16 protein-coding genes are annotated in these 21,238 nt (G+C 66.2%); 3 read left to right on the forward strand and 13 right to left on the reverse strand.

All coding sequences use genetic code 11. The features are described 5' to 3' along the window. Positions 1 to 181: 181 nt before the first annotated feature. The 12 genes from ACFDR9_RS04420 to ACFDR9_RS04475 form a co-directional block, all read right to left on the reverse strand. Positions 182 to 1,546, reverse strand: a complete 1,365-nt coding sequence (locus ACFDR9_RS04420) for an aspartate aminotransferase family protein (RefSeq protein ID WP_409030206.1) — start codon at positions 1,544 to 1,546, stop codon at positions 182 to 184. A 133-nt stretch (positions 1,547 to 1,679) separates the two neighbouring features. Beyond that, the gene (locus tag ACFDR9_RS04425; RefSeq protein ID WP_017879379.1) at positions 1,680 to 3,017 is read right to left on the reverse strand and encodes a glutamine synthetase family protein; all 1,338 of its coding nucleotides are present in this window, start codon (positions 3,015 to 3,017) and stop codon (positions 1,680 to 1,682) included. An 11-nt stretch (positions 3,018 to 3,028) separates the two neighbouring features. Beyond that, positions 3,029 to 4,378: a type III glutamate--ammonia ligase gene (gene glnT, locus ACFDR9_RS04430; RefSeq protein ID WP_409030207.1), complete on the reverse strand. Its 1,350-nt coding sequence runs from the start codon at positions 4,376 to 4,378 to the stop codon at positions 3,029 to 3,031. Positions 4,379 to 4,527: 149 nt separating this feature from the next. Beyond that, a complete protein-coding gene (locus tag ACFDR9_RS04435) occupies positions 4,528 to 6,015 on the reverse strand; it encodes an aldehyde dehydrogenase (RefSeq protein ID WP_409030208.1) in 1,488 nt (495 codons plus the stop codon). Between the two features lie 18 nt (positions 6,016 to 6,033). After that, the gene (locus ACFDR9_RS04440) at positions 6,034 to 7,518 is read right to left on the reverse strand and encodes a DUF3138 family protein (RefSeq protein WP_409030209.1); all 1,485 of its coding nucleotides are present in this window, start codon (positions 7,516 to 7,518) and stop codon (positions 6,034 to 6,036) included. Positions 7,519 to 7,552: 34 nt separating this feature from the next. Continuing rightward, complete coding sequence (locus ACFDR9_RS04445; protein WP_017879383.1) at positions 7,553 to 8,404, reverse strand: ABC transporter permease; 852 nt, start codon at positions 8,402 to 8,404, stop codon at positions 7,553 to 7,555. After that, positions 8,401 to 9,324 (reverse strand): ABC transporter permease subunit, encoded by a 924-nt coding sequence (locus ACFDR9_RS04450; protein WP_017879384.1) that lies wholly within the window; start codon positions 9,322 to 9,324, stop codon positions 8,401 to 8,403. The genes ACFDR9_RS04445 and ACFDR9_RS04450 overlap by 4 nt, the downstream gene beginning before the upstream one ends. 7 nt (positions 9,325 to 9,331) lie before the next feature. After that, on the reverse strand, positions 9,332 to 10,480 hold the full coding sequence (locus tag ACFDR9_RS04455; protein ID WP_409030210.1) for an ABC transporter ATP-binding protein: 1,149 nt from the start codon (positions 10,478 to 10,480) through the stop codon (positions 9,332 to 9,334). Positions 10,481 to 10,577: 97 nt separating this feature from the next. After that, the gene (locus ACFDR9_RS04460; protein ID WP_409030211.1) at positions 10,578 to 11,720 is read right to left on the reverse strand and encodes a polyamine ABC transporter substrate-binding protein; all 1,143 of its coding nucleotides are present in this window, start codon (positions 11,718 to 11,720) and stop codon (positions 10,578 to 10,580) included. 283 nt (positions 11,721 to 12,003) lie between these two features. After that, positions 12,004 to 13,461: an aspartate aminotransferase family protein gene (locus ACFDR9_RS04465; RefSeq protein ID WP_026133536.1), complete on the reverse strand. Its 1,458-nt coding sequence runs from the start codon at positions 13,459 to 13,461 to the stop codon at positions 12,004 to 12,006. Positions 13,462 to 13,667: 206 nt separating this feature from the next. Further along, the gene (locus ACFDR9_RS04470) at positions 13,668 to 15,038 is read right to left on the reverse strand and encodes a glutamine synthetase family protein (RefSeq protein ID WP_017879388.1); all 1,371 of its coding nucleotides are present in this window, start codon (positions 15,036 to 15,038) and stop codon (positions 13,668 to 13,670) included. 113 nt (positions 15,039 to 15,151) lie between these two features. After that, positions 15,152 to 15,916 carry a gamma-glutamyl-gamma-aminobutyrate hydrolase family protein gene (locus tag ACFDR9_RS04475; protein WP_409030212.1) on the reverse strand — a complete coding sequence of 255 codons (765 nt, stop codon included), beginning with the start codon at positions 15,914 to 15,916 and terminating at the stop codon, positions 15,152 to 15,154. A gap of 224 nt (positions 15,917 to 16,140) precedes the next feature. Between ACFDR9_RS04475 and ACFDR9_RS04480 the strand changes: the two genes are divergently transcribed. Beyond that, positions 16,141 to 17,661 carry a PLP-dependent aminotransferase family protein gene (locus ACFDR9_RS04480; protein WP_409030213.1) on the forward strand — a complete coding sequence of 507 codons (1,521 nt, stop codon included), beginning with the start codon at positions 16,141 to 16,143 and terminating at the stop codon, positions 17,659 to 17,661. Beyond that, positions 17,658 to 18,836, forward strand: coding sequence for an MFS transporter (locus ACFDR9_RS04485; RefSeq protein ID WP_409030214.1), 1,179 nt, complete (start codon positions 17,658 to 17,660; stop codon positions 18,834 to 18,836). Before ACFDR9_RS04480 ends, ACFDR9_RS04485 begins: the two co-directional genes overlap by 4 nt. An 8-nt stretch (positions 18,837 to 18,844) precedes the next feature. Here ACFDR9_RS04485 and ACFDR9_RS04490 read toward each other — a convergent pair whose 3' ends face one another. Beyond that, positions 18,845 to 20,260, reverse strand: a complete 1,416-nt coding sequence (locus ACFDR9_RS04490) for a lysozyme inhibitor LprI family protein (RefSeq protein WP_409030215.1) — start codon at positions 20,258 to 20,260, stop codon at positions 18,845 to 18,847. A 135-nt stretch (positions 20,261 to 20,395) separates the two neighbouring features. On the opposite strand from ACFDR9_RS04490, the gene ACFDR9_RS04495 reads away from it, so the two are divergent. Beyond that, a complete protein-coding gene (locus tag ACFDR9_RS04495; protein ID WP_409030216.1) occupies positions 20,396 to 21,193 on the forward strand; it encodes an FG-GAP repeat protein in 798 nt (265 codons plus the stop codon). Positions 21,194 to 21,238 lie beyond the last annotated feature (45 nt).

The raw sequence follows: 21,238 nt of genomic DNA on the forward strand, positions 1-21,238 counted from the left end.
CCGCCCTTGACCCCGCCGATACCGAAACAAGGGATAGGATAAATTTGCGAAAAACCAGTTGACTTGGAATTCATCATAGAAGGTCGGGTTAACCCGCCAGGGCGTAACCCGACTGGCGTCGGCGGCGGCCCGGCGTCGGATTACGCTGCCTCGGCGGCCCCCGCATCCGACCTACGAAAGCTTAACCAGTCATGAGGGCGGCAGCGCAGTCGTCGAACACGCGCAGCAGATGGTCGACGTCGGCGGCGCGCGTGTCCGGGCACACCAGCAGCATATTGTGGAAGGGCGTGATCAGGATGCCGCGGTTGAGCAGGTACAGGTGGATGATCTGTTCCAGCTCGCCGTCCAGGATGGCCGCCGCTTCGCTGCCGTTGGCCGGCGCGGCGGCGGCGAATTGGAACTCGGTGCGGGCGCCAACCTGGGTTACGCACCACGGCAACCGGCGCCGCGCGATCACCGCGCGCAGGCCCGCCGCCAGTTGGCCGGCCAGCGCGAACATGCTGGCGTAGGCCGCCTCGCTCATCACCTCGTCCAAATTGGCGCGCATCGCCGCCAGCGCGAACATATTCGCCGTCAACGTGGTGCCGATGCCGGAATGGCCGGGCGGCGCCGAGCGTTTGGCCCGCTCGACCCGGCCGGCCAGCTCGCGCGTGAAGCCGTAGGCGGCGCACGGCACGCCGCCGCCGATCGGCTTGCCCAGCACCAGCGCGTCCGGCTCGATGCCGTGCGCGCGCGCGTAACCGCCCGGGCCGCTGCTGATGGTGTGGGTCTCGTCGATCACCAGCAAGGTGCCGTGGCGGCGCAGGATCCGCTGCGCCGCTTCCCAGTAGCCGGGCCGCGGCAGCACCATGCCGATGTTGGTCATCACCGGTTCGGCCAGCACGCAGGCGACGGCGCCGTCGGCCAGCGCCGCCTCCAGCGCGGCGAGGTCGTTGAACTCGACCACGCGGGTGTGCGCGGTCAAGTCGTGCACCTGGCCCAGCAGGCTGTCGCGCTGGGTGGCGACGCCGTCGACCAGGTCGACGAAGACGTCGTCGACGGTGCCGTGGTAGCAGCCGTTGAAGACCAGGATCTTGGCGCGGCCGGTGGCGGCGCGCAGCCAGCGCAGCACGAAGCGGTTGGCGTCCGAGGCCGACAGCGCGAACTGCCAGAACGGCAGCGCGAAGCGGCGCGCCAGCTCGGCGGCGACCCACACCGCGTCCTCCGACGGCAGCATGGCGGTGTAGCCGCGCGCGGCCTGGCGCGCGATCGCCCGCGCCACCGGCGCCGGCGCATGGCCGAACATGGCGCCGGTGTCGCCGAGGCAGAAGTCGGCGTATGCGTGGCCGTCGGCGTCGCTGAAGCGCGCGCCGCTGGCCTCGTCCACCGTCAACGCGAACGGCGTCGACCAGTCGCGCATCCAGTGCATCGGCACGCCGAATAGCATGTGCTCGGCGGCGCGCGCGGCCAGCGCCCGCGAAGCCGGGTTGTTCCGCTCGAAAAAGGCCCGTTCGGCGCCGGCCAGCGCCAGCGCGCGCTCCCAGTTCACTCCGTGTCGCAGCGTCATGCGCCCTCCAAATGCAGTCGAATAGATTGTGCGGGCCGCCGGCTCGCCGTCAACCGGGGGCGTCCCCCGGGGTCAGACCCCCAGGGGCTGGCCCCGGCTCCACGCCGCGGTCTTTTTCCGGCGTCGCCGGCGCTCACACCAGCAACATCAGATGCTCGCGCTCCCACGAACTGATGACCCGGCTGTAGGTGGCGAACTCCAGCTCTTTGACCTCGCAGAAGGCGCGCACGAACAGTTCGCCGAGGATGTCGCTGAGCGGCCCGCACTGGCGCATGCGCGAGATCGCGTCCTCCAGGTTGCGCGGCAGTTCGTCGTGCACGTGTTCGGCGCTGTCGGCGGTCGGCGCCGACGGCGTCAGGTCCTCGATCATGCCGAGGTAGCCGCAGGCCAGCGTGGCCGCCATCGCCAGGTAGGGGTTGACGTCGACGCCCGGCACGCGGTTTTCGACGCGGCGGTTGGCCGGCGTCGAATTCGGGATGCGCAGGCCGCAGGTGCGGTTGTCGTAGCCCCAGCGCACGTTGGTCGGCGCCGACATGAAGCGCGACAGGCGGCGGTAGGAGTTGACGTGCGGCGCCAGCAGCAGGGTCGCCGCCGGCAGGTATTTTTCCAGCCCGGCCAGGTAGTTGAAGAACAACGGGCTGGCGCTGCCGTCGCGGCGGCTGAAGATGTTCTCGCCGCTGCCGCTGTCGAGCAGGCTCTGGTGGATGTGCATCGCGCTGCCCGGCTCGGCCTCCATCGGTTTCGCCATGAAGGTGGCGAAGATGCCGTGCCGCAGCGCCGTCTCGCGCACCGCGCGCTTGAACAGGAACACGCGGTCGGCCAGTTCCAGCGCGTCGCCGTGGCTGAAGTTGATTTCCATCTGGCCGGCGCCGGCCTCGTGGATCAGGGTTTCGACGCCGAGCTGGTGCAGCTTGCAAAACGTCGTCAGTTCGAGGAAAAATGGGTCGAAGTCATTGACCGCGTCGATCGAGTACGACTGCCGGCCCGACTCCGGTTTGCCGCTGCGCCCCAGCGGCGGCGACAGCGGCTCGTGCGGATTGCTGTTGCGCGCCACCAGGTAGAACTCCATTTCGGGCGCCACCACCGGCTGCCAGCCGCGTTCGGCGTACAGCTTCAGGACCCGCCGCAGCACCGCCCGCGGCGACAGGCCGACCGGATTGCCCTCGAAATCCTGGCAGTCGTGGATCACCAGCGCGACCGACTCCGCCGCCCAAGGCACCACCCGGATGGTGGCCAGGTCGGGCACGCAGATCATGTCGGGGTCGGTGGCGCCGACGTAGGGCAGATTGTTCGGCTGCTCGCCGTTGACGGTGTTGAGCAAGACGCTCTTGGGCAGGCGCATCTCGCCCTCGCTGAGGAACAGGTCCTTCGGCAGGATCTTGCCGCGGGCGATGCCGGTCATGTCGGCGATCACGCACTCGACCTCGTGGATGTTGTGCTCGCGCAGGAACTCGCGCATGGCCTGGGTCATCTCGTCTCTCCTTAAAAGCGCTCGAGGTAGCGCGCGGTTTCCCAGGCGCTGACCTGCTGGCTGTATTCGATCCACTCGGCGCTTTTCAGCGCCACGTATTCGTCGACGAAGGCCTGGCCCAGCGCGGCCGCCAGCACCGCGTCGCGGCGCAGTGCCTCGGCCGCGACGCCGAGGTTCTGCGGCAGGATCGCCAGCCCCAGTTCGGCGCGCTCGGCGTCCGTCATTTCGTACACGTCGCGGTTCACCGGCCGGCCCGGGTCGAGCGCGCGCTCGACGCCGTCCAGCCCGGCCGCGATCACGCCGGCCAACGCCAGGTAGGGGTTGGCGGCGCTGTCCGGCAGGCGCCACTCGATGCGCTTGTAGACCACCCGCGCCACCGTGGTGCGGTTGTTGTCGCCGTAGCCGATGAAGGCCGGCGCCCAGCTGGTGCCGGACAGCGACTGGCCGCACATCAGGCGCTTGTACGAATTGACGGTGGGCGCGCACAGGGCGGCCAGCGCCGGCGCGTGGTGCAGCAGGCCCGCCATGAAATGGTAGGCGGTCTGCGACAATCCCAGCTTATTCGCGTCGCTGTCGCTGGCGAACACCGGCCGGCCCGCCTGGTCCGCCAGCGACAGGTGGAAATGCAGGCCGCTGCCGGGGCGGTCGGCGAAGGGCTTGGGCATCATCGAGAAGAGCATGCCCTCCTCCTCGGCGATGTGGTGCGCCGCCATCTTGAAGAGCATGAAATTGTCGGCCGCCTTGAGCGCGTCGGCGTAGTGGTAGTTGAGCTCGAACTGGCCGCTGGCGTCCTCGTGGTCGATCTGGAACACCTGCAGGCCGCAGGCGTCCAGCGAGGCGGTCAGTTTTTCCAGGAAGCCGCGCCGGCGCAGCAGGCTCTTGCTGTCGTAGGACGGCTTTTCCAGCTTGTCGCCGGGTTCGGCGTCGGCGCCGCCGGCGCCCTTTTGCAGTAGGAAGAATTCCGGTTCCAGGCCGGCGTTCAGGGTCCAGCCGCGCTCGGCCAGGCGCGCCACCTGCTTGCGCAGGATCTGCCGCGGGCACACCTCGAACGGCGCGCCGGCGACGTGGCCGTCCAGCGCCACCCGCGCGTAACCGGGCAGCCACGGCATCGCCTGCAGCGTGGCCAGGTCGGCGCGGCCGTAATATTCGGAGCGCACGCCGGTGCGCGGCAGACCCGTGCCCCAGATCGACGGCCCGGAAAAGCCGGCGCCCGGGTGGACGATGTCGGCCAGGTGCGCCAGCGGGATCAGCTTGCCCTTGGCGGCGCCGTGGATGTCGGTGAATTGGGCGAAGACGAATTTGACGCCGCTGGCGGCGAGGCTGGCCTGGTACTGGGCTATTTCTGATTCCGCTGTGCTCATGGTCTCGTCTTTTAAAAGCGGGGCGCTGGATGCATTAAAACCTGGGGTCAACCCTGATGGCGTTAAGTGAGCGCGATTGTCGCAGGTCGGGTTAGCCACGCCGTGTAACGGGGATGGGCTAACCCGACCTACGACACGCTAACTTAATGCTAACCGATCTGTATCCAGGTGGTTTTCAGCTCGGTGTATTTGTCGAAGGCGTGCAGCGACTTGTCGCGGCCGTTGCCGGACTGCTTGTAGCCGCCGAACGGTACGGTGATGTCGTCGCCGTCGTACTGGTTGACGTGCACGGTGCCGGCGCGCAGCGCCCGCGCGGTCTGGATCGCCTTGCTGATGTTGGCGGTCCATACCGCCGCCTGCAAGCCGAACGGGCTGGCGTTGGCCTGCTTGACGGCGTCGTTGATGTCGCTGAAGCTGAGCACCGACAGCACCGGTCCGAAGATCTCTTCGCGGGCGATGCTCATGCCGCTGTCGACCTTGTCGAACAGCGTCGGCTGCACGTAGTAGCCGCCGCTGTCGCCGCGCACCTGTTCGCCGCCCCACAGCAGGGCGGCGCCGGCCGCCTTGCCGGCGTCGATGTAACCCATCACCGTTTTCAGCTGCGTCGCGTCGACGATGGCGCCCATCACGGTGGCCTCGTCGAGCGGGTCGCCCGGCTGGAAGCTCGGCATCATCGCCAAAGCCTTCTCCAGGAAGCGCTCCTTGATCGACTCTTCCACGAACAGCCGCGACGGCGCGTTGCAGCTCTCGCCCTGGTTGAAGTAGATCGAGCCGATGGCCGCCTGCACGGCGGCGTCGAGGTCGGGGCAGTCGGCGCAGACGATGTTGGCCGATTTGCCGCCCAACTCGGTCCAGGCGCGCTTCAGGTTCGACTGGCCGGCCATCTGCATGATCAGCTTGCCGGTGCGGGTCGAGCCGGTGAAGCCGATGCAGTCGATGTCCATGTGCAGCGCCAGCGCCGAACCGGCCTCGTGGCCGTAGCCCGGCACGACGTTGAAGACGCCCGGCGGCAGGCCCGCCTCCAGGCCGATTTCGGCCAGCCGCAGCGCCGTCAGCGGCGACTTCTCGGACGGTTTCAGGATCACGCTGTTGCCGGCGGCGAGCGCCGGCGCGATCTTCCACGCCGCCATGATCATCGGATAGTTCCACGGCACGATGGCGGCCACCACACCGACCGGTTCGCGGGTGATCAGGGCCAGGCTGTTGGCGGCGGTCGGCGCGATTTCATCGTAGATCTTGTCGATCGCCTCGCCGTACCAGCGCAGACAGTTGGCGGTGGCGCCGACGTCGACGCTCTGGCTGTATTTGATCGGCTTGCCCATGTCCAGCGTTTCCAATAGCGCCAGCTCGGCCCCGTATTGCTGCACCAGGTCGGCGAACTTGATCAGTACGCGCTTGCGCTGGGCCGGCGACTTGCCGGCCCAGCGGCGGTCGTCGAAGGCGGCGCGCGCCGCCGCCACGGCGGCGTCGACGTCGGCACTGTCGCAGCGCGCCACCGGCCCCAGGTTGCGCCCGTCGACCGGCGACAGGTCGTCGAAGCGCTGTTCCGATTTGGCCCACACGCGCTGGCCGTCGATGAAGGCGCGGCCGTCGATTTGCAGGGCGCTGGCGCGCTCATGCCACAGTGTTGTTGTCATGCTGACTCCCCAATAAAATCAAAAACTCACCACGGTCGAGACGCCCACCACGTGGTTGTCGCGGCGGTACTGCTCGTCCGAGGTCTTGAACACGTTGCCGCTGGAACGGTCGTAGCGGTATTCGCCCTTCAGGCTCACGCCCGGCATCAGCGCGTAGTTCAGGCCCAGCGACAGCGCGTAGCGGTTGCTGCCCTCGCTCGGGTCGGCCAGCACCCAGCCGGTGCCGTCGAACACCATGCCGGAGCCGAAGCCGTTGCGCCCGTCCGGGCAGTTGGCCTCGTCGTCGGGGCCGCCGTTGAGGATGCGGCACATGCCGTTGACGCTGTCGCCGGAACCGTAGGTCGAGCCGAACAGGCCGCCGCCGTTGCGCTTGTTGTTAATGTAGTCGAAACGGGCGATGGTTTCCAGCCGCGGCGTGACCTTGAACGAGGCCAGCGTCGACAGGCCCCACCATTTTTGCTTGTCGGCGCTATAGCCGTTCGACGCGGTCGCGCCCTGGCGGCCGTACGACAACTGGCCCTGCACATTCCAGTCGCCGCGGGTGAAGTAGCCGTCCACTTCCAGCAGGTCGAGGCGGCCGAACTGGGCCTTGTCGTCGAAGCCGGAATGGATGCCGGCGAAGCCGAAGCCGTTGTATTCGCCCTTGGCGTAGTCGACCCGGTAGAACAGCCCCGGCGCCTGTTGCTTGGCGGTGTTGACGCGGGCCAGGTTCAGATTCCCCAGCATGATCTTCGACAGCCACTTTCCGCGCGACAGTTCGACACCGGCGCCGGTGTAGAAGTTCGCCGCCGAGAAGTCGAACAGCAGGTTGTGCGTGATCAGCTTGTTCTGCGTCGACGGGATGTACTCGTAGCCGGCCCAGTCCGGGATTTGCCCGGCGATCAGGCGCGTGCTCAGGTCGCCCAGCGGGATCGACACCGACGCTTCGTGCACCAGGTTGCCGAAGTTGTAGCCGGCGCCGGCGCTCTTGCTCGGCATCAGCGTCATCTTGAACTTGGTGCCGCCCTCGAGTTCCTTCTCGACGTTCAGCATGCCGCTGCCGAAGAAGGTGTTGTCGTAGCTGAAGGCCTCGCCGGAGCCGTTGATGCTGCTGTTATTGTTGAGGAAAACGAAGCTCGACGTGCGCGCGTTGCGGTTGTAGATATAGGTCGGGTCGACGTAGCCGGAAATTTTCAAGCCCTTCAAGCCGCTGGCCTCGGTGGCGTCCTCGATCGCCTCGGTCTTGATGCGGATGCGGTTGAACTCGGCCACGTCGACCGACTCGCCGCCGGCGTTGCCGGCCTTGGCCGCCGCTGTCGCCTGCACCGCCTCGGTGCTGGCGGCGGCCGCCACCGTGTTGGCCTGCTGCGCCTGGGCGCCGACCTTTTCGATCATCGCCTCGAGCTTCTTGACGTGGGTTTTCAACGCCTCCAGTTCGGCCTTCAGTTCCTTGGTGCTTTGCGCCATGGCCACGGCCGGGTAGGCGATGGCGACGGCGACCACGATTTTCTTCAGCAAGTGCATGGTGACTCCCTCTTATTTTCGTTGTTGTAGACGACTACTCGGTATCCGCCTTGAAGGCGGCGGAAATCTGCTTCTGGCGCAGCCGCTCGGCGCGCGCCAGCATCAAACTGGAAACGATGACGGCGATCGTCACCACCAAAATGGTCAGCGCGGCGACCGCGTTCACGCGCGGGTCCAGCCCCAGCCGGGCGCGCGAGAAAATCACGATCGGCATGGTCGACGAACCCGGCCCGGACAGGAAGGCCGACAGCACCACGTCGTCGAGCGACAGGGTGAACGTCAGCAGCCAGGCCGAGGCCAGCGCCTGCGTGATATTCGGCAGCGTCACCAGGAAAAACACCTGGTGCGGGCGGCAGCCCAGGTCCATCGCCGCCTCTTCCAGCGACTTGTTCATCTCCTGCAGGCGCGACTGCACCACCACGGCGGCGTAGGCCATGCCCAGCAGGGTGTGGCCGATCCAGATGGTGAACATGCCGCGCTCGGGAAAGCCGAACATCTTCTGCACCGACACCAGCATCAGCAGCAGCGACAGGCCGATGATCACCTCCGGCATCACCAGCGGCGCGCTGACCATGCCGGAGAACAGGGTGCGGCCGCGGAAGCGCTGGTAGCGGTTCAGCGCGAACGCGGCGAAGGTGCCCAGCACCACCGACGAGGTGGCCGCCAGCAGCGCGATCTTCAGCGACAGCGCGAAGCCGGCGATGATCTGGGTGTCGCTCATCAACTCGCTGTACCAGCGCGTCGAAAAGCCGCTCCAGACCATGTCCTGGCGCGAGCTGTTGAAGGAAAACACGATCAGCACGACGATCGGCAGGTACAGGAACAGGTAGCCGAGCGAGAGCCAGCCGCGGCCGAACCAGCGCTGGAGGAAAGTGGAACCGTTCATGCGCGCGCCTCTTGGTCTGCCTGGTACTTGTTGAAAATCGCCATCGGCACCAGGATCAGCAGGATCACCACCACCGTCACCGACGACGCCATCGGCCAGTCGTTATTGGTAAAGAACTCGTCCCACAGCACCTTGCCGATCATCAGCGTCTCGGGGCCGCCGAGCAGCTCGGGGATGACGTACTCGCCGACGGCCGGAATGAACACCAGCATGGCGCCGGCGATGATGCCGGACTTCGACAGCGGCACCGTGATGCGCCAGAAGGTTTGCAGCGGCGTCGCGCCGAGGTCGGCGGCCGCTTCCAGGAAGCGCACGTCCATCTTCACCAGGTTGGCGTACAGCGGCAGGATCATGAACGGCAGGTAGGCGTAGACCATGCCGATCAGCAGCGAGAACGGGGTGTTCATCATGTGCAGCGGCTGGGCGATCAGGCCGAGCGACAGCAGCAGCTCGTTGACGATGCCGTGGTTGGCCAGGATGCCCTTCCACGCGTAGATGCGCAGCAGGAACGAGGTCCAGAACGGCAGCATCACCAGCATCATCAGCACCGGCCGCACGGTCGGCTTGGAACGCGCCATGAAGTAGGCGAACGGGTAGCCGATGAACAGGCACAGCGCGGTGGTGATGGCGGCGTACTTGAGCGAACTCAGATAGGTCAGCACATACAGGTCGTCCTCGGCGATGAAGAAGTAGTTCGACAGCTTGACCTTGACGACGACGACGCCCTCGACGAAGGCGAGCAGGCTGCCGAAGGGGTTGCCGGCGCCGTCGACCTCGGCAAAGCTCAGGCGCAGCACGATCAGGAACGGCACCAGGAAGGCGCCGGCCAGCCACAGGAAGGGCACGCCGATGACGAAGTTGCGGCCGGTGGCCCAGCGCAGCGTCAACAGGGCGCGCAGCGATTGCAGGAGTTTGTCCATGGCGGCCTCAGCGGGTCAGCACGACGATGTCGGCGCCGTCCCACCAGACGTGCACGCGTTGCTCGCGCTCCAGCCGGGTGCTCTGGTGGCGGGCGGCGTTGGTGCGCGTGACCTTCAACTCCATGCCGCCGTCCAGGCGCACGCGGTAGTGGGTCTCGTTGCCGAAATAGGCGATCGCCGCAATGACGCCCTGGGCGCTGTTGTAGTCGTGCTCGGCGACCGAGGCGCGCTGCTGCGGCGACGGCGGCTCGACCTGCAGGCCGATCTTCTCCGGCCGCACCGCCACCGACACCGCCATGCCCATGGTGCCGGTGATGCCGTGGTTGACGTAGTGCGCCACCTCCTGCGTGGCGATCACCACGTGGTCCGGCTCGTCCACCGTGATGCGGCCCTCGAACATGTTGACGCTGCCGATGAAGTCGGCCACGAAGCGGCAGTTCGGCGTCTCGTAAATCTCGCCCGGCGCGCCCACCTGCAGGATGCGGCCCTCGCTCATGACGGCGATGCGGGTGGCCATGCTCATCGCCTCGTCCTGGTCGTGGGTGACCATGACACAGGTCACGCCGACCTGTTCGATGATGTTGACCAGCTCGATCTGGGTGCGCTCGCGCAGCTTCTTGTCGAGCGCGCCGAGCGGCTCGTCGAGCAGCAGCAACTGCGGCCGCTTGGCCAGGCTGCGCGCCAGCGCCACGCGCTGCTGCTGGCCGCCGGACAACTGGTGCGGCTTGCGCTTGCCGTAGCTCGACAGCTGCACCTGCGCCAGCATCTTCTCGACCCGGCTGGCCACCTCGTCCGCCGGCAAGCCGTCGCGGCGCAGGCCGAAGGCGACGTTGTCCCACACCGTCAGGTGCGGGAACAGCGCGTAGGACTGGAACATCATATTGATCGGGCGCTGGTACGGCGGCACGTTGCCGATGTCCTGGCCGGCCAGCGTAATCGAGCCGGCGGTCGGCGTTTCGAAGCCGGCCAGCATGCGCAGCAGCGTCGACTTGCCGCAGCCGGAGCTGCCCAGCAGCGCGAAGATTTCGCCCTTGTTGATGCCGACGGAGATATCGTCGACGGCGCGCACGCCGTCGAATTCCTTCACCAGGTTGCGGATAAGCAGGAAGGGCGGACTGGCATCGCTGGTCGATGCGGCGGGTGGTGCAAGCGTCATGATGGGAGCAGTAAAAAAATAGTCGGATGGTCGGTGAAACGGGCATGCAGCGGCCACTCCCGGCCGCGCTGGGCGGGCGGGAGGGCCAACGGCATGCTTACAGTCCGGTCTTGAACTTGGTGTAGACGCGCGTCATCGTGCGGCGGATGTCGGCGTTGAGCGGCTCCGGCACGATCATCTTCTTCTTGTCCTCGTCGCTGAGGAAAATGGTCTTGTTCTCGGCCAGGTCCTTCTTGACGAACTTGATCGCGGCGGCGTTCGGGTTGGTGTAGAAGACCTTGTTGGTCAGGCTGGCGTGCACTTCCGGGCGCATGATGTAGTTGATCCACAGGTGCGCGTTGTTCGGGTGCGGCGCGTCGACCGGGATCGCCATCGTGTCGAAGATCAGCGCGGCGCCGGTCTTCGGAATCAGCGCCTGGATGGTGTTGCCGTTCTTGGCGTCGAGGGCGCGCTGGCGCGCGATGTTGATGTCGCCCGACCAGCCCAGCGACATGCAGACGGCGCCGTTGGCCAGGTCGTTGATATAGCCCGATGAGCTGAACAGCGTGACGTAGGGGCGCACGCTTTGCAGCAGGCGGCCGGCTTCCTGGTAGTCGGAGCTGACCTTCGAGTAGGCCGGCTTGCCGAGGTAGAGCAGCGCCGGCGGCAGTACTTCGGACGGCGAGTCGAGCACCGAGACGCCGCAGGACTTCAGCTTGGAGATGTATTTGGGGTCGAAGAACAGGTCCCAGGCGTTGTCCGGCATCGGCATGCTTCCCAGCGCGGCCTTGACCTTGTCGACGTTGATGCCCAGCGTGGTGTAGCCCCACAACCACGTCACCAGGTGCTTGTTGCCCGGGTCCAGCTTGGCGATTTGGCCCTGCAGGGCAGGATCCATATTGGCCAGGTTGGGCAGCTTGCCCTTGTCGAGTTCGCGCAGCAGGCCGCCGTCGATTTGCAGGCGCGCCCAGTGCGCGGTCGGCACCACGATGTCGTAGCCGGTCTTGCCGGCGACCAGCTTGGCGTGCAGCACTTCATTGCTGTCGAACACGTCGTAGCGCACCTTGATGCCGGTTTCCTTCTCGAAATTCTTGATCGTGTCTTCGGCGATATAGTCCGACCAGTTATAAATATTCAGAACCTTTTCTTCCTCGGCCATGGCGGGGGAGGCGAACGCCGCCGCGACGGCCGCCGCGGCCAACGCCCTGGTGACGCCGTATGCGATGCGTTTCTTCAACTGTAAAGCCGGATTTGCAACCATTTTTTTTGTCCCCTATCGAATCAGAGTGGTTTGACTACCTGTATTCATCACGCTTTTTATACGGTTTTATACGGCCCCGCCGCACGCCCGTCAAGCAGGCCTTGGCTTTTCTACATCTTTGTCCCGCAAAGCGTCTCGTCGGTCGGATGCGGGGGCCGCCGAGGCAAGCGTCATCCGACGCCGCGTCGCTGCCGACGCCAGTCGGGTTTGCCACGTCGCGTAACAGCGGAGGGCCAACCCGACCTGCAAAACCCGGCATCCCAACTTTATCACTTAGCAATATTTATTCCACCCAGCCGCGCCCCTTGACGTCGGCGTGGGTCGCGTCCAGGCAGGTGCGGATCAGCGCCACCATTTCGTCGATCTGGCCGCGCGTCATCACCAGCGGCGGCGCGATGATCATGCGATCGCCGACGGCGCGCATGATCATGCCGTTGCCGAACATGTAGCCGCGGCAGATCATGCCGACGCCCAACCCCGGGTCGAACAGCTCGCAGTCGTGCACCACCGCGGCCTTTTTGCGCACCAGGTTGAGGCCGGCGACGAAGCCGCAACTATCGGCGTAGCCGACCAGCGGATGGTCGGCCAGTTCGGCGAAGCGCTGCTTCAGGTACGGGCCGGTGTCCTCGTCGACCTTGCGCACCAAGCCTTCCTCTTCCAGGATGCGGATGTTTTCCAGCGCCGCGGCGCAGGCGACCGGGTGGCCGGAATAGGTGAAGCCGTGGTTGAAATCGCCGCCCTTCTCGATCAGCACGTCGGCCACGCGGTCGCCCACCAGCACGCCGCCGAGCGGAATGTAGCCGGAGGTGACGCCCTTGGCGAAGGTGATCAGGTCGGGCTTGATGCCGAACAGCTCGGAGGCGAACCATTTGCCGAGGCGGCCGAAACCACAGATGACCTCGTCGGCGATCAGCAGGATGCCGTACTTGTCGCAGATGCGCTGTATTTCGGGCCAATAGGTGGCCGGCGGAATCACCACGCCGCCGGCGCCCTGGATCGGCTCGCCGATGAAGGCCGCCACCTTGTCGGCGCCGACTTCCAGGATCTTCGCCTCCAGCCACGACGCCGCCTCGATGCCGAACGCGTCCGGGCTCATGCCGCGGCCGCCCTCGACATAGTTGGGCTGGCCGACGTAGTCGATGTTGGGGATCGGCAAGCCGCCCTGGGCGTGCATGCCGTCCATGCCGCTCAGCGAGGCGCCGCCCATGGTGCTGCCGTGGTAGGCGTTCTTGCGGCTCAGGACGATGTGGCGCTCCTTGTAGCCGAGCAGGTCCCAATAGCGCCGCACCATGCGCAGGTTGGTGTCGTTGGCCTCCGAACCGGAGCCGGTGAAGAACACGTGGTTGAACTGCGGCGGCGAAATCTCGACCAGCTTGGTTGCCAGTTGCACCGCCGGCAGGTTGGTGGTGTTGAAGAAGCTGTTATAGAACGGCAGCGTCTCCATCTGCCGGTACACCGCCTCGGAGATGCTGGTGCGGCCGTAGCCGACGTTGACGCACCACAGGCCGGACATGCCGTCCAGCACCCGCTTGCCCTGCGAGTCCCAGACATAGATGCCCTCGCCGCGCACCATCACGCGGGCGCCCTTGGCGTTCAAATCCTGGAAGTCGGTGAACGGGTGCATGTAGTGGGCCGAGTCCAGCTTCTGGATCGCCGCGGTGTCGTACAGTTGCGGTTGCGCGGCGGCCTGCTTGACCGACGCGACCAATGCGGCGCTGGGCGCCAATGGGTTTGAAGACATGGTATTCCTTACTTAGTAAGAGGGAGCAGTCACGGCGACTGGGAACTCAGGAGCGTTCAAAAAATGAATTGTGCATTTTGACGGTCATAGCGGGATGCAGTGCAAGGCGTTTTTTGCGCCGCAGTGCGAGCACTGCAAGCAGAAAACAACGCAGCAATGCGCCCGCTATGACCAGTCAAAATGTGCAAGTTATTTTTTAAACGTTCCTATACGTGCAATAAAAGGTGCTCGCGTTCCCACGGACTGATGACGGTCATGAACTCCTGGTGCTCCAAGTCCTTGATCGCCGCGTACACGTCGATGAAACGCTCGCCCAGCACGGCGCGCAGCTTGTCCTCGGCGCGCAGCGCGTGCAGCGCTTCCGGCAGGCCCTGCGGCAGTTCGAATTTCAGGTCGTAGGCGCTGCCCACCGTCATCGGGGTCGGCTCCAGTTGCTCCACCATGCCGAGGTAGCCGCAGGCCAGCGTCACGGCCAGCGCCAGGTAGGGGTTGGCGTCGGCGCCGATGATGCGGTTTTCGACGCGGCGGTCCTGCACGCCCGACTCCGGCACGCGGAAGCCGACGGTGCGGTTGTCCAGGCCCCACTGGATGTTGATCGGCGCGGCGGTGTGGCGGACGATGCGCCGGTACGAATTCACGTACGGCGCGACGATCGCCATCGCCGACGGCATATAGCGCTGCAAGCCGCCGATGTAGTGCTTGAAGATGGCGGCGGCGGAGCCGTCGGCGTTGCTGAAGATGTTCAAGCCGGTCTTGGCGTCGACCACGCTCTGGTGCACGTGCATCGCCGAACCCGGCTCGCCGGCCATCGGCTTGGCCATGAAGGTGGCGTACATATCGTGCTTCAGCGCCGCTTCGCGCAGCGTGCGCTTAAAGAAGAAGACCTTGTCGGCCAGGCCCAGCGGGTCGCCGTGCAGGAAGTTGATTTCCATCTGGCCGGCGCCGATTTCATGAATCAGCGTGTCGACGTCCAGGTTCATCAGCTCGCAATAGTCGTAGATGTCCTCGAACAGCGGATCGAACTCGTTGACGGCGTCGATGCTGTAGACCTGGCGGCTGGTTTCGGCGCGGCCGCTGCGGCCGATCGGCGGTTTCAGCGGCAGGTCGGGGTCGATGTTCTTGGCCGTCAGGTAAAACTCCAGCTCGGGTGCGACGACCGGCTTCCAGCCCTTGTCGGCGTACAGCTTCAAGACCCGCCGCAGCACCGAGCGCGGCGCGAAGTCGACCAGCGCGCCGTCGGCGAAATAGCAGTCGTGGATGACCTGGGCGGTCGGGTCGGTTGCCCACGGCACCATGGTGATGGTGGTCGGGTCGGCCTTCAGGATCATGTCGCGGTCGGTGGCGGAGATGGCGCGGTCGTAGGCGGCGTCGTCGGTCGGGTAGTTGCCGGTCACGGTCATGCCGAGCACCGCTTCCGGGATGCGCATGCCGCGCTCCTGGGTGAATTTACCGCGCGGCAGAATTTTCCCGCGGGCGACCCCGGTCAGATCGGGCACCAGGCATTCAATTTCAGTGACCCGTTTTTCGTTCAGCCACAGGTCCATGTCGGTATAGGTAAAGTTCTCGCGAATTGCCATGTATTTCTCTCATTTGTCTAGATCAAACGCGGGGCCGAAGGGCCGCACGCGCGCTGGGCGGCTTGCTGGCGAGGATAGCTAAGGAACACGCCGCGCCCACTGCTCGTAGGTTGTCATACGCCTCCCTGTTTTTTGTTTTGATAATTCCGGCACGCTTGGCCGAACGCGAGAAATAACTTCATGGAATCGGGGTTGTCGGCGATGCGCCACTCAGGATGCCACTGCACCGCCAGCGTGAAGCCGGGCGCGGCTGCCACCGAGTATGCCTCGACCAGCCCGTCGTCGGCGCGCGCCTCGACCACCAGGCCGGGCGCCAGCCGGGCGATGCCCTGGCCGTGCAGCGAGTTGACCATCAATTCGGCGGCGCCGCCGAGTATCCGCGCCATGCGCCCGTGCGCCTCCAGCGCCACGCGGTGGGCCGGGCCGTACTGCTGATCCAGGCTCAGGCCCGCGCTTTCGCGGTGGTCTTGCATGCCGCCGACTTCCTGCACCGCCTGGTGCAGGCTGCCGCCGAGCGCCACGTTGACCTCCTGGAAGCCGCGGCAGACGGCGATCAACGGAATGCCCAGCTTGAGCGCGGCGCGGATCAACGGCAGGGTGGTGGCGTCGCGCGCGGCGTCCTGCGGCAGGCTGGCGTCGTAGACGTCCTCGCCGTAATGGCTGGGGTGCAGGTTCGACGGCGAGCCGGTCAACATAATGCCGTCGGCCGTCGCCAGCACCGCCGCCAGGTCGGCCGCCTCGCCCAGCGCCGGCAGCACCAGCGGCATGCACTGGGCGCCGACCACGACGGCCTGCAGATATTTGTCCTGGGCGGTGTGGTAGGCGTGCGGACCGATCTGGTTGACGCAGGCGGGGACGATGACGATGGGGCGGCGCATGGTGGTTATTTTGTCCGTATTGTTGTTTATTGACACATTGAAGCCATCATTGGGGAAGCGATCCCCCTCAAATGATCATCCAGATAGAGCCACTATTCAAACTTCACCGTACCCAGCTAAATTATCATTTTTTGCTGAATCAGTGAAAGTAATTTCATCATATGCGTTATTTGGTATTATTACGAGTGCCACTTGTTTAAAATCAATGGAACCACTTTAAACCCATGTCCCCCGCCGCCGACCTGCTGTCAGCCACCCTGGCCCAGCCCGAATTCCACCCGCGCCTGCCGCAGCAGCGCCGCCTGTACGAGGCGGCGAAGACCGCGATCCACCAGAATATGCTGGGGGCCGGCACCCGCCTGCCGTCCAGCCGCGACCTGGCGCGCGACCTCGGCATCGCCCGCAACACCGTCATCGCCGCGTTCGAGCAACTGGCGGCGGAAGGCTACGTCACCACCGCGCTGGGCAGCGGCACCTACGTCGCCGACCTGCAGGAACTCAGCGCCAGCATGCACCGCGGCGCCGGCGCCAGCGCCCTGAGCGAGGCGGCCTTCGCGGCGCGCGCGGCGCGCGCGGCGGCGCCGCTGTCGCGCCGCGGCGAGGAAATCACCGCCTTCGCCGCCGGCGCGCGCTTTGAAATCCAGCCGTTCGCGCCGGGCGACGCCGATTTTTCCTCGTTCCCGTTCAAGCTCTGGCAGCGCCTGCAAAACCGGGTCTGGCGCGAAGCGCGCGCCGACCTGCTCGACTACGGCCAGTCGGGCGGCTACCTGCCGCTGCGCCAGGCCATCACCGAATACCTGCGCATCTCGCGCTCGGTGAAGGTGTCGGTGGAGCAGGTGATGATCACCGCCGGCACCCAGCAGTCGCTCGACCTGTGCGCGCAACTGCTGGCCGACGTCGGCGGCACCGCCTGGGTCGAGGACCCGTGCTACTGGGGCGCGCGGCGCGTGTTCCAGGCGCGCGACCTGCTGCTGCACCCGATCACGGTGGACGCCAACGGCATGGCGCTCGACGAGAGCGACCTGGCCACCGAGCCGCGGCTGATCTACGTGACGCCGTCGCACCAGTACCCGACCGGCGCGGTAATGAGCCTGGCGCGCCGGCGCGAACTGCTCGACGTGGCGGTGCGCAAGAACGCCTGGATACTCGAGGACGATTACGACAGCGAGTTCCGCTACACCGGCCGGCCGCTGGCGGCGCTGCAGGGCCTCGACACCGACAACCGGGTGGTCTACATGGGCACCTTCTCGAAGGTGCTGTACCCCGGCATCAAGGTCGGCTACCTGGTGGTGCCGCCGGCGCTGATCGCGCCGTTCAAGAGCGCGCTGTACGACCTGCAGCGGCCCGGCCAGCTGATGGTGCAGGCGGCGCTGGCCGACTTCATCGCGCTGGGCCACTTCACCACCCACGTGCGCAAGATCCGGCAAATCTACGGCGCCCGCCGCGAGATGCTGCGGCGCACGCTGGTGGCGCAACTGGGGCCGCAGCTGAGCCAAAGCGTCACCATCTCCAGCGAGGAGTCGGGGCTGCACCTGGTGGTCGAACTGCCGGACTGGGCCGACGACGTCGCCCTGAGCGCGCTGGCGGCCGAATCGGGCATCCTGGTGAAGGCGCTGTCGACCTACTACCTGGCGCCGCCGGTGCGGCGCGGCCTGCTGGTCGGCTACGCCTACGTCACGCCGGAGAAAATCACCTACTACGGCAAGCTGCTGGCGGCGGTGATACAGTCCGGGGTGCGGCGTTGAAGAACCTGCCGTGGAAGGACTTTTTCGCGCTGGTCGTCAGCATCGGCGTGGTCGGGCTGGGGCTGGGCGCGACCATGCCGCTGACGGCGCTCACGCTGGACCAGCGCGGCGTCGGCACCGACGTGATCGGCATGATCACCGCCGTCAGCGCCGTCGGCATCCTGGCGGCGTCGCCGTTCGTCTCCAGCTGGGTGGCGCGCTTCGGGCCGCGCGCGACGATGGTCGGCGCGGTCTGGGCCGGCGCGCTGTCGACGGCGCTGATGCAAACCACCGACAACCTGCTCGCCTGGGCGCTGCTGCGGCTGGTCTTCGGCGCCGCCATGGGCGTGCTGTTTACCATCGGCGAAGCCTGGGTCAACCGTCTGGCGCCGGACAATTCGCGCGGCCGCGTGGTGGCCATGTACACCACCAGCTTCACGCTGTTCCAGCTGGTCGGACCGGCGCTGGTGGCGGCGTTCAACGACAAAATCGCCTGGAGCTTCGCCGCCTGCGGCGCGCTGTTCCTGTTCGCCCTGCCCGGACTGGCGCTGATCTCCAATAGCGGCCCGGCGCGGGCGGGAGGCGAGGAGGACGCCGGGCGCGTGCGCTGGCAGTTGCTGCTGCCGCGCATGCCGATGATCGTCGTCGGCGCGGCCTTCTTCGCGCTGTTCGACACGCTGGCGCTGAGCCTGCTGCCGCTGTACGCGATCCGCCACGGCATGGGCGCCGAGCTGGCGCTGCTGTCGGCCAGCGTCATCCTGGTCGGCGACACCGCGCTGCAATTCGCCTTCGGCTGGCTGGCCGACCGCTTCGGCCGCGCCCGCGTGCACAGCGCGTGCGGCGTGATGGTCTGCCTGCTGCTGCCGCTGCTGCCGTTCGCGGTCGGCACGCCGTGGCTGTGGTGGACCCTGCTGCTGCTGCTGGGCGCGTTCGCCGGCGCCATCTACATGCTCTCGCTGGTGGCCTGCGGCGAGCGCTTCAGCGGCCACTCGCTGACGTCGGCGAGCGCCATCGTCAACGCCACCTGGGGCCTCGCCAGCGGCGGCGGCCCGCTGCTGACGGGCGTGCTGATGCAGTCGGCCGGCATCAACGCCCTGCCCGCCGTGATGTGGGCGGGCGCCGCCGTCTTCGTCGCCAGCGCGCTGTGGGAGCGCGGGAAAAACTTCAGCGGCGACCTTGCCCAAGCCGGCAAATGAGGCCGTGGCTACGCGCCGTTATCGCCTTCGACCTTGGCCATCGAGGTCTCCAGCCGAATGGCGGCGCGCACGCCCTTGACGTCGTATGTTTGCCGCTGCGCGTCCCCGGCCTCGCCGGGCTTGCGCATCCACAGCTGCGCGTACAACTTCCCTTCGGCGGAATAGCCGCCAAACCAGTCGACCAAGCGACCGAGATAGCACTGCCGCCCCACCCAGACCGGCACGTCCGCCGCGATTTCATAGGTGTAGTGCCCGGGGCCGTAACTGGAATACGCGGCGCGCTCGTCGTCGCCGGCGGCGTCGGGGACCGGGCACAACGGTTTTTCCCCATTGCCGACGTCGTTTGCCCGCTCCTTTCCCACCAGGCCGAGCGCCCGCGTCAACGCCGCGTGCAAGGCATCGTCCAGCGCCGTCGTCGTGCCTTTTTCTTCGTTTCGCTGGATCTTTGGCACGGCGAGTTGATAGCGGTAGTGAACCGCGAGTTTCGGCACCTTGCCGACGACCGTCAAAGGCCGCAGCAAATAGATGTTATCTACGCCGTAATAGCCGACCTGATACGCCGCGTAGACGCGCCCGCGCAGGCGAATCCAGTGGCCCGACTGGTTCGCGCCGCGGCCGTTGGTCGAGAACAGATAGCCTGGCCCTTCGGCGGCGTCCACATCGTCTTCGGCGCCCCGGTGGACGCCGGTGAATTTGCCGCCGTCGCGGCGCAGGGCGCTGGTGTAGGAAAACAAACCGGTGCCGCCGACGTAGGAGTCGAGCACCAGGTCGCGCCGGCCATCGCCGTCGAGGTCGACCAGCGTATAGCCCGCCGAGCCGTTCTCGCCACCGCCGTCGATTTTGGAGTCCAGCAAGGCCCGCCATTCGTCCTGCGTCACGCCGGCCGGACGAATCCGGGGAAACTGCCTGCCGGCGTCCTGCTCCTTGTCGTTCGCCACATTCGAGAACGAGGTCGTTCCCGTCTTGATCCGCATGCGCCTCAAGACTTTTTCAAGCGCGAACTCGGGATCGGATTGGCGCATCGCGTCGACGGCCTGACGCAGCTCCGCCAATGCCAGCCGGTCCTCGCTGTCGGGCTGGTAGGCGACGGCGTCGCGCAGCGGCGCGCTCGTCGCGTCAATCCGTTCTTGATACCGCTGCGTAATGCAGCTCGTATCCGCGCCGCAGCGGTCACGGGCTTTCAACCAGCTCAACTGCGCCTGCCGCAGCGCCTCGCGCTGTAATGGTTGCGCACGGCCTAGTTTGCCGTACAGCAGGGACAGGCGGCTATCCAGGCGCTGCAGCTCCTCGTCAACGCAGATGGCGCTCTCGGTAGCGGTTTTGGCCAGGGCGCAATCCAGTCCCGCCGAGAGCGCCTGCGCAGTGGGGAGAAACGCCGCGACGAATACGACGCAAGGCAGGTGTTGTCGAATACTGAGCGCCACTGTGAGTTCCTTTGTTATATTGAGCGATTGTCAGGTGGTGGATGACTTCCGCAGATTTTTCCGCTCCCCTTTCGACTGGAATTTTACCGAATTGGACGCGCGCGCGACCGATGTTTTGAAAGGTGGCCTTACACGATGAAAATGAAATCGCTTCAATCCGCTCTGTTCGCCTGCGCCCTGCTTGCCTGCGGCTTGGCGCCGGCGGCCCAAGACGAATACAGCCGGAAAACCTCGGGCGCGGTCGCCATGCTGCCACCGGCGCTGAGCGGGATGTCCAGCGGCGTTCTGCATTTGCCCGGCCGCGAATTCAAATCCGGCGCGGGCTGGTGGGCCTTGAGTTGCGCCCCAGCCGGTTGCCAGATCGCCGAGGCCGGCATGATGGTCGCGTCGAAGGCGCATTCGCTGATGGCACCGGCCGGGACCACGCCCGGCCAGCAGCTGCGCTGGCTGCCCACGCCGGGCGCCGGCACGCTACTGATGTTCAAGCCGTTCAGGGCGCCGGCGAACACCATCAAGTTCACCGCCGGCCCGGTCAAAACGTATTATCCGGCGGCCCGGGGCGCAACTGCGCGGACCAAGAAAACCGCAGCGGCGGAGTGGGCCGTCGATCTGCCCGACGGCACCGCCATGCGCTTGCGCTCCTTGCCGTCGAAGTCGAAGGGAAGCCCGCCGCAGTCGCTTGAGCTGCAAGTCGGCGAGAAGCGCCAGGCGCTGCCGCAGGTGGGATTTAACGACGAATATTCACGGCAGGCCAAGGACCATGTGTTGTGGGCCGGGGACCTCGATGGCGACGGCAAGCCGGACCTGCTTGTCAAGGCGGCCGACTCGCTCGGCGACGATATCGTGATGCTGCTGTCGTCGATGGCCAAACCCGGCGAGCTGGTGGGCGAGGCCGGACGCTTCAAGTATTTTCCGATTGATTATCCAGGCTGATGGCGGTTCGGCGGAACCCCGGACACCTCACACCCCAAGGGTCTG

Source organism: Janthinobacterium sp. CG_23.3 (assembly GCF_046115965.1).
Taxonomy (GTDB): domain Bacteria; phylum Pseudomonadota; class Gammaproteobacteria; order Burkholderiales; family Burkholderiaceae_D; genus Janthinobacterium.

What these genes read in the sequence shown, in the direction of transcription:
- ACFDR9_RS04470 (WP_017879388.1), bottom strand. Translation starts at nt 15,038, where the DNA reads ATGGCAATTCGCGAGAACTTTACCTATACCGACATGGACCTGTGGCTG.
- glnT (WP_409030207.1), bottom strand. Translation starts at nt 4,378, where the DNA reads ATGAGCACAGCGGAATCAGAAATAGCCCAGTACCAGGCCAGCCTCGCC.
- ACFDR9_RS04460 (WP_409030211.1), bottom strand. Translation starts at nt 11,720, where the DNA reads ATGGTTGCAAATCCGGCTTTACAGTTGAAGAAACGCATCGCATACGGC.
- ACFDR9_RS04480 (WP_409030213.1), top strand. Translation starts at nt 16,141, where the DNA reads ATGTCCCCCGCCGCCGACCTGCTGTCAGCCACCCTGGCCCAGCCCGAA.
- ACFDR9_RS04445 (WP_017879383.1), bottom strand. Translation starts at nt 8,404, where the DNA reads ATGAACGGTTCCACTTTCCTCCAGCGCTGGTTCGGCCGCGGCTGGCTC.
- ACFDR9_RS04455 (WP_409030210.1), bottom strand. Translation starts at nt 10,480, where the DNA reads ATGACGCTTGCACCACCCGCCGCATCGACCAGCGATGCCAGTCCGCCC.
- ACFDR9_RS04440 (WP_409030209.1), bottom strand. Translation starts at nt 7,518, where the DNA reads ATGCACTTGCTGAAGAAAATCGTGGTCGCCGTCGCCATCGCCTACCCG.
- ACFDR9_RS04475 (WP_409030212.1), bottom strand. Translation starts at nt 15,916, where the DNA reads ATGCGCCGCCCCATCGTCATCGTCCCCGCCTGCGTCAACCAGATCGGT.
- ACFDR9_RS04465 (WP_026133536.1), bottom strand. Translation starts at nt 13,461, where the DNA reads ATGTCTTCAAACCCATTGGCGCCCAGCGCCGCATTGGTCGCGTCGGTC.
- ACFDR9_RS04450 (WP_017879384.1), bottom strand. Translation starts at nt 9,324, where the DNA reads ATGGACAAACTCCTGCAATCGCTGCGCGCCCTGTTGACGCTGCGCTGG.
- ACFDR9_RS04495 (WP_409030216.1), top strand. Translation starts at nt 20,396, where the DNA reads ATGAAAATGAAATCGCTTCAATCCGCTCTGTTCGCCTGCGCCCTGCTT.
- ACFDR9_RS04420 (WP_409030206.1), bottom strand. Translation starts at nt 1,546, where the DNA reads ATGACGCTGCGACACGGAGTGAACTGGGAGCGCGCGCTGGCGCTGGCC.
- ACFDR9_RS04435 (WP_409030208.1), bottom strand. Translation starts at nt 6,015, where the DNA reads ATGACAACAACACTGTGGCATGAGCGCGCCAGCGCCCTGCAAATCGAC.
- ACFDR9_RS04425 (WP_017879379.1), bottom strand. Translation starts at nt 3,017, where the DNA reads ATGACCCAGGCCATGCGCGAGTTCCTGCGCGAGCACAACATCCACGAG.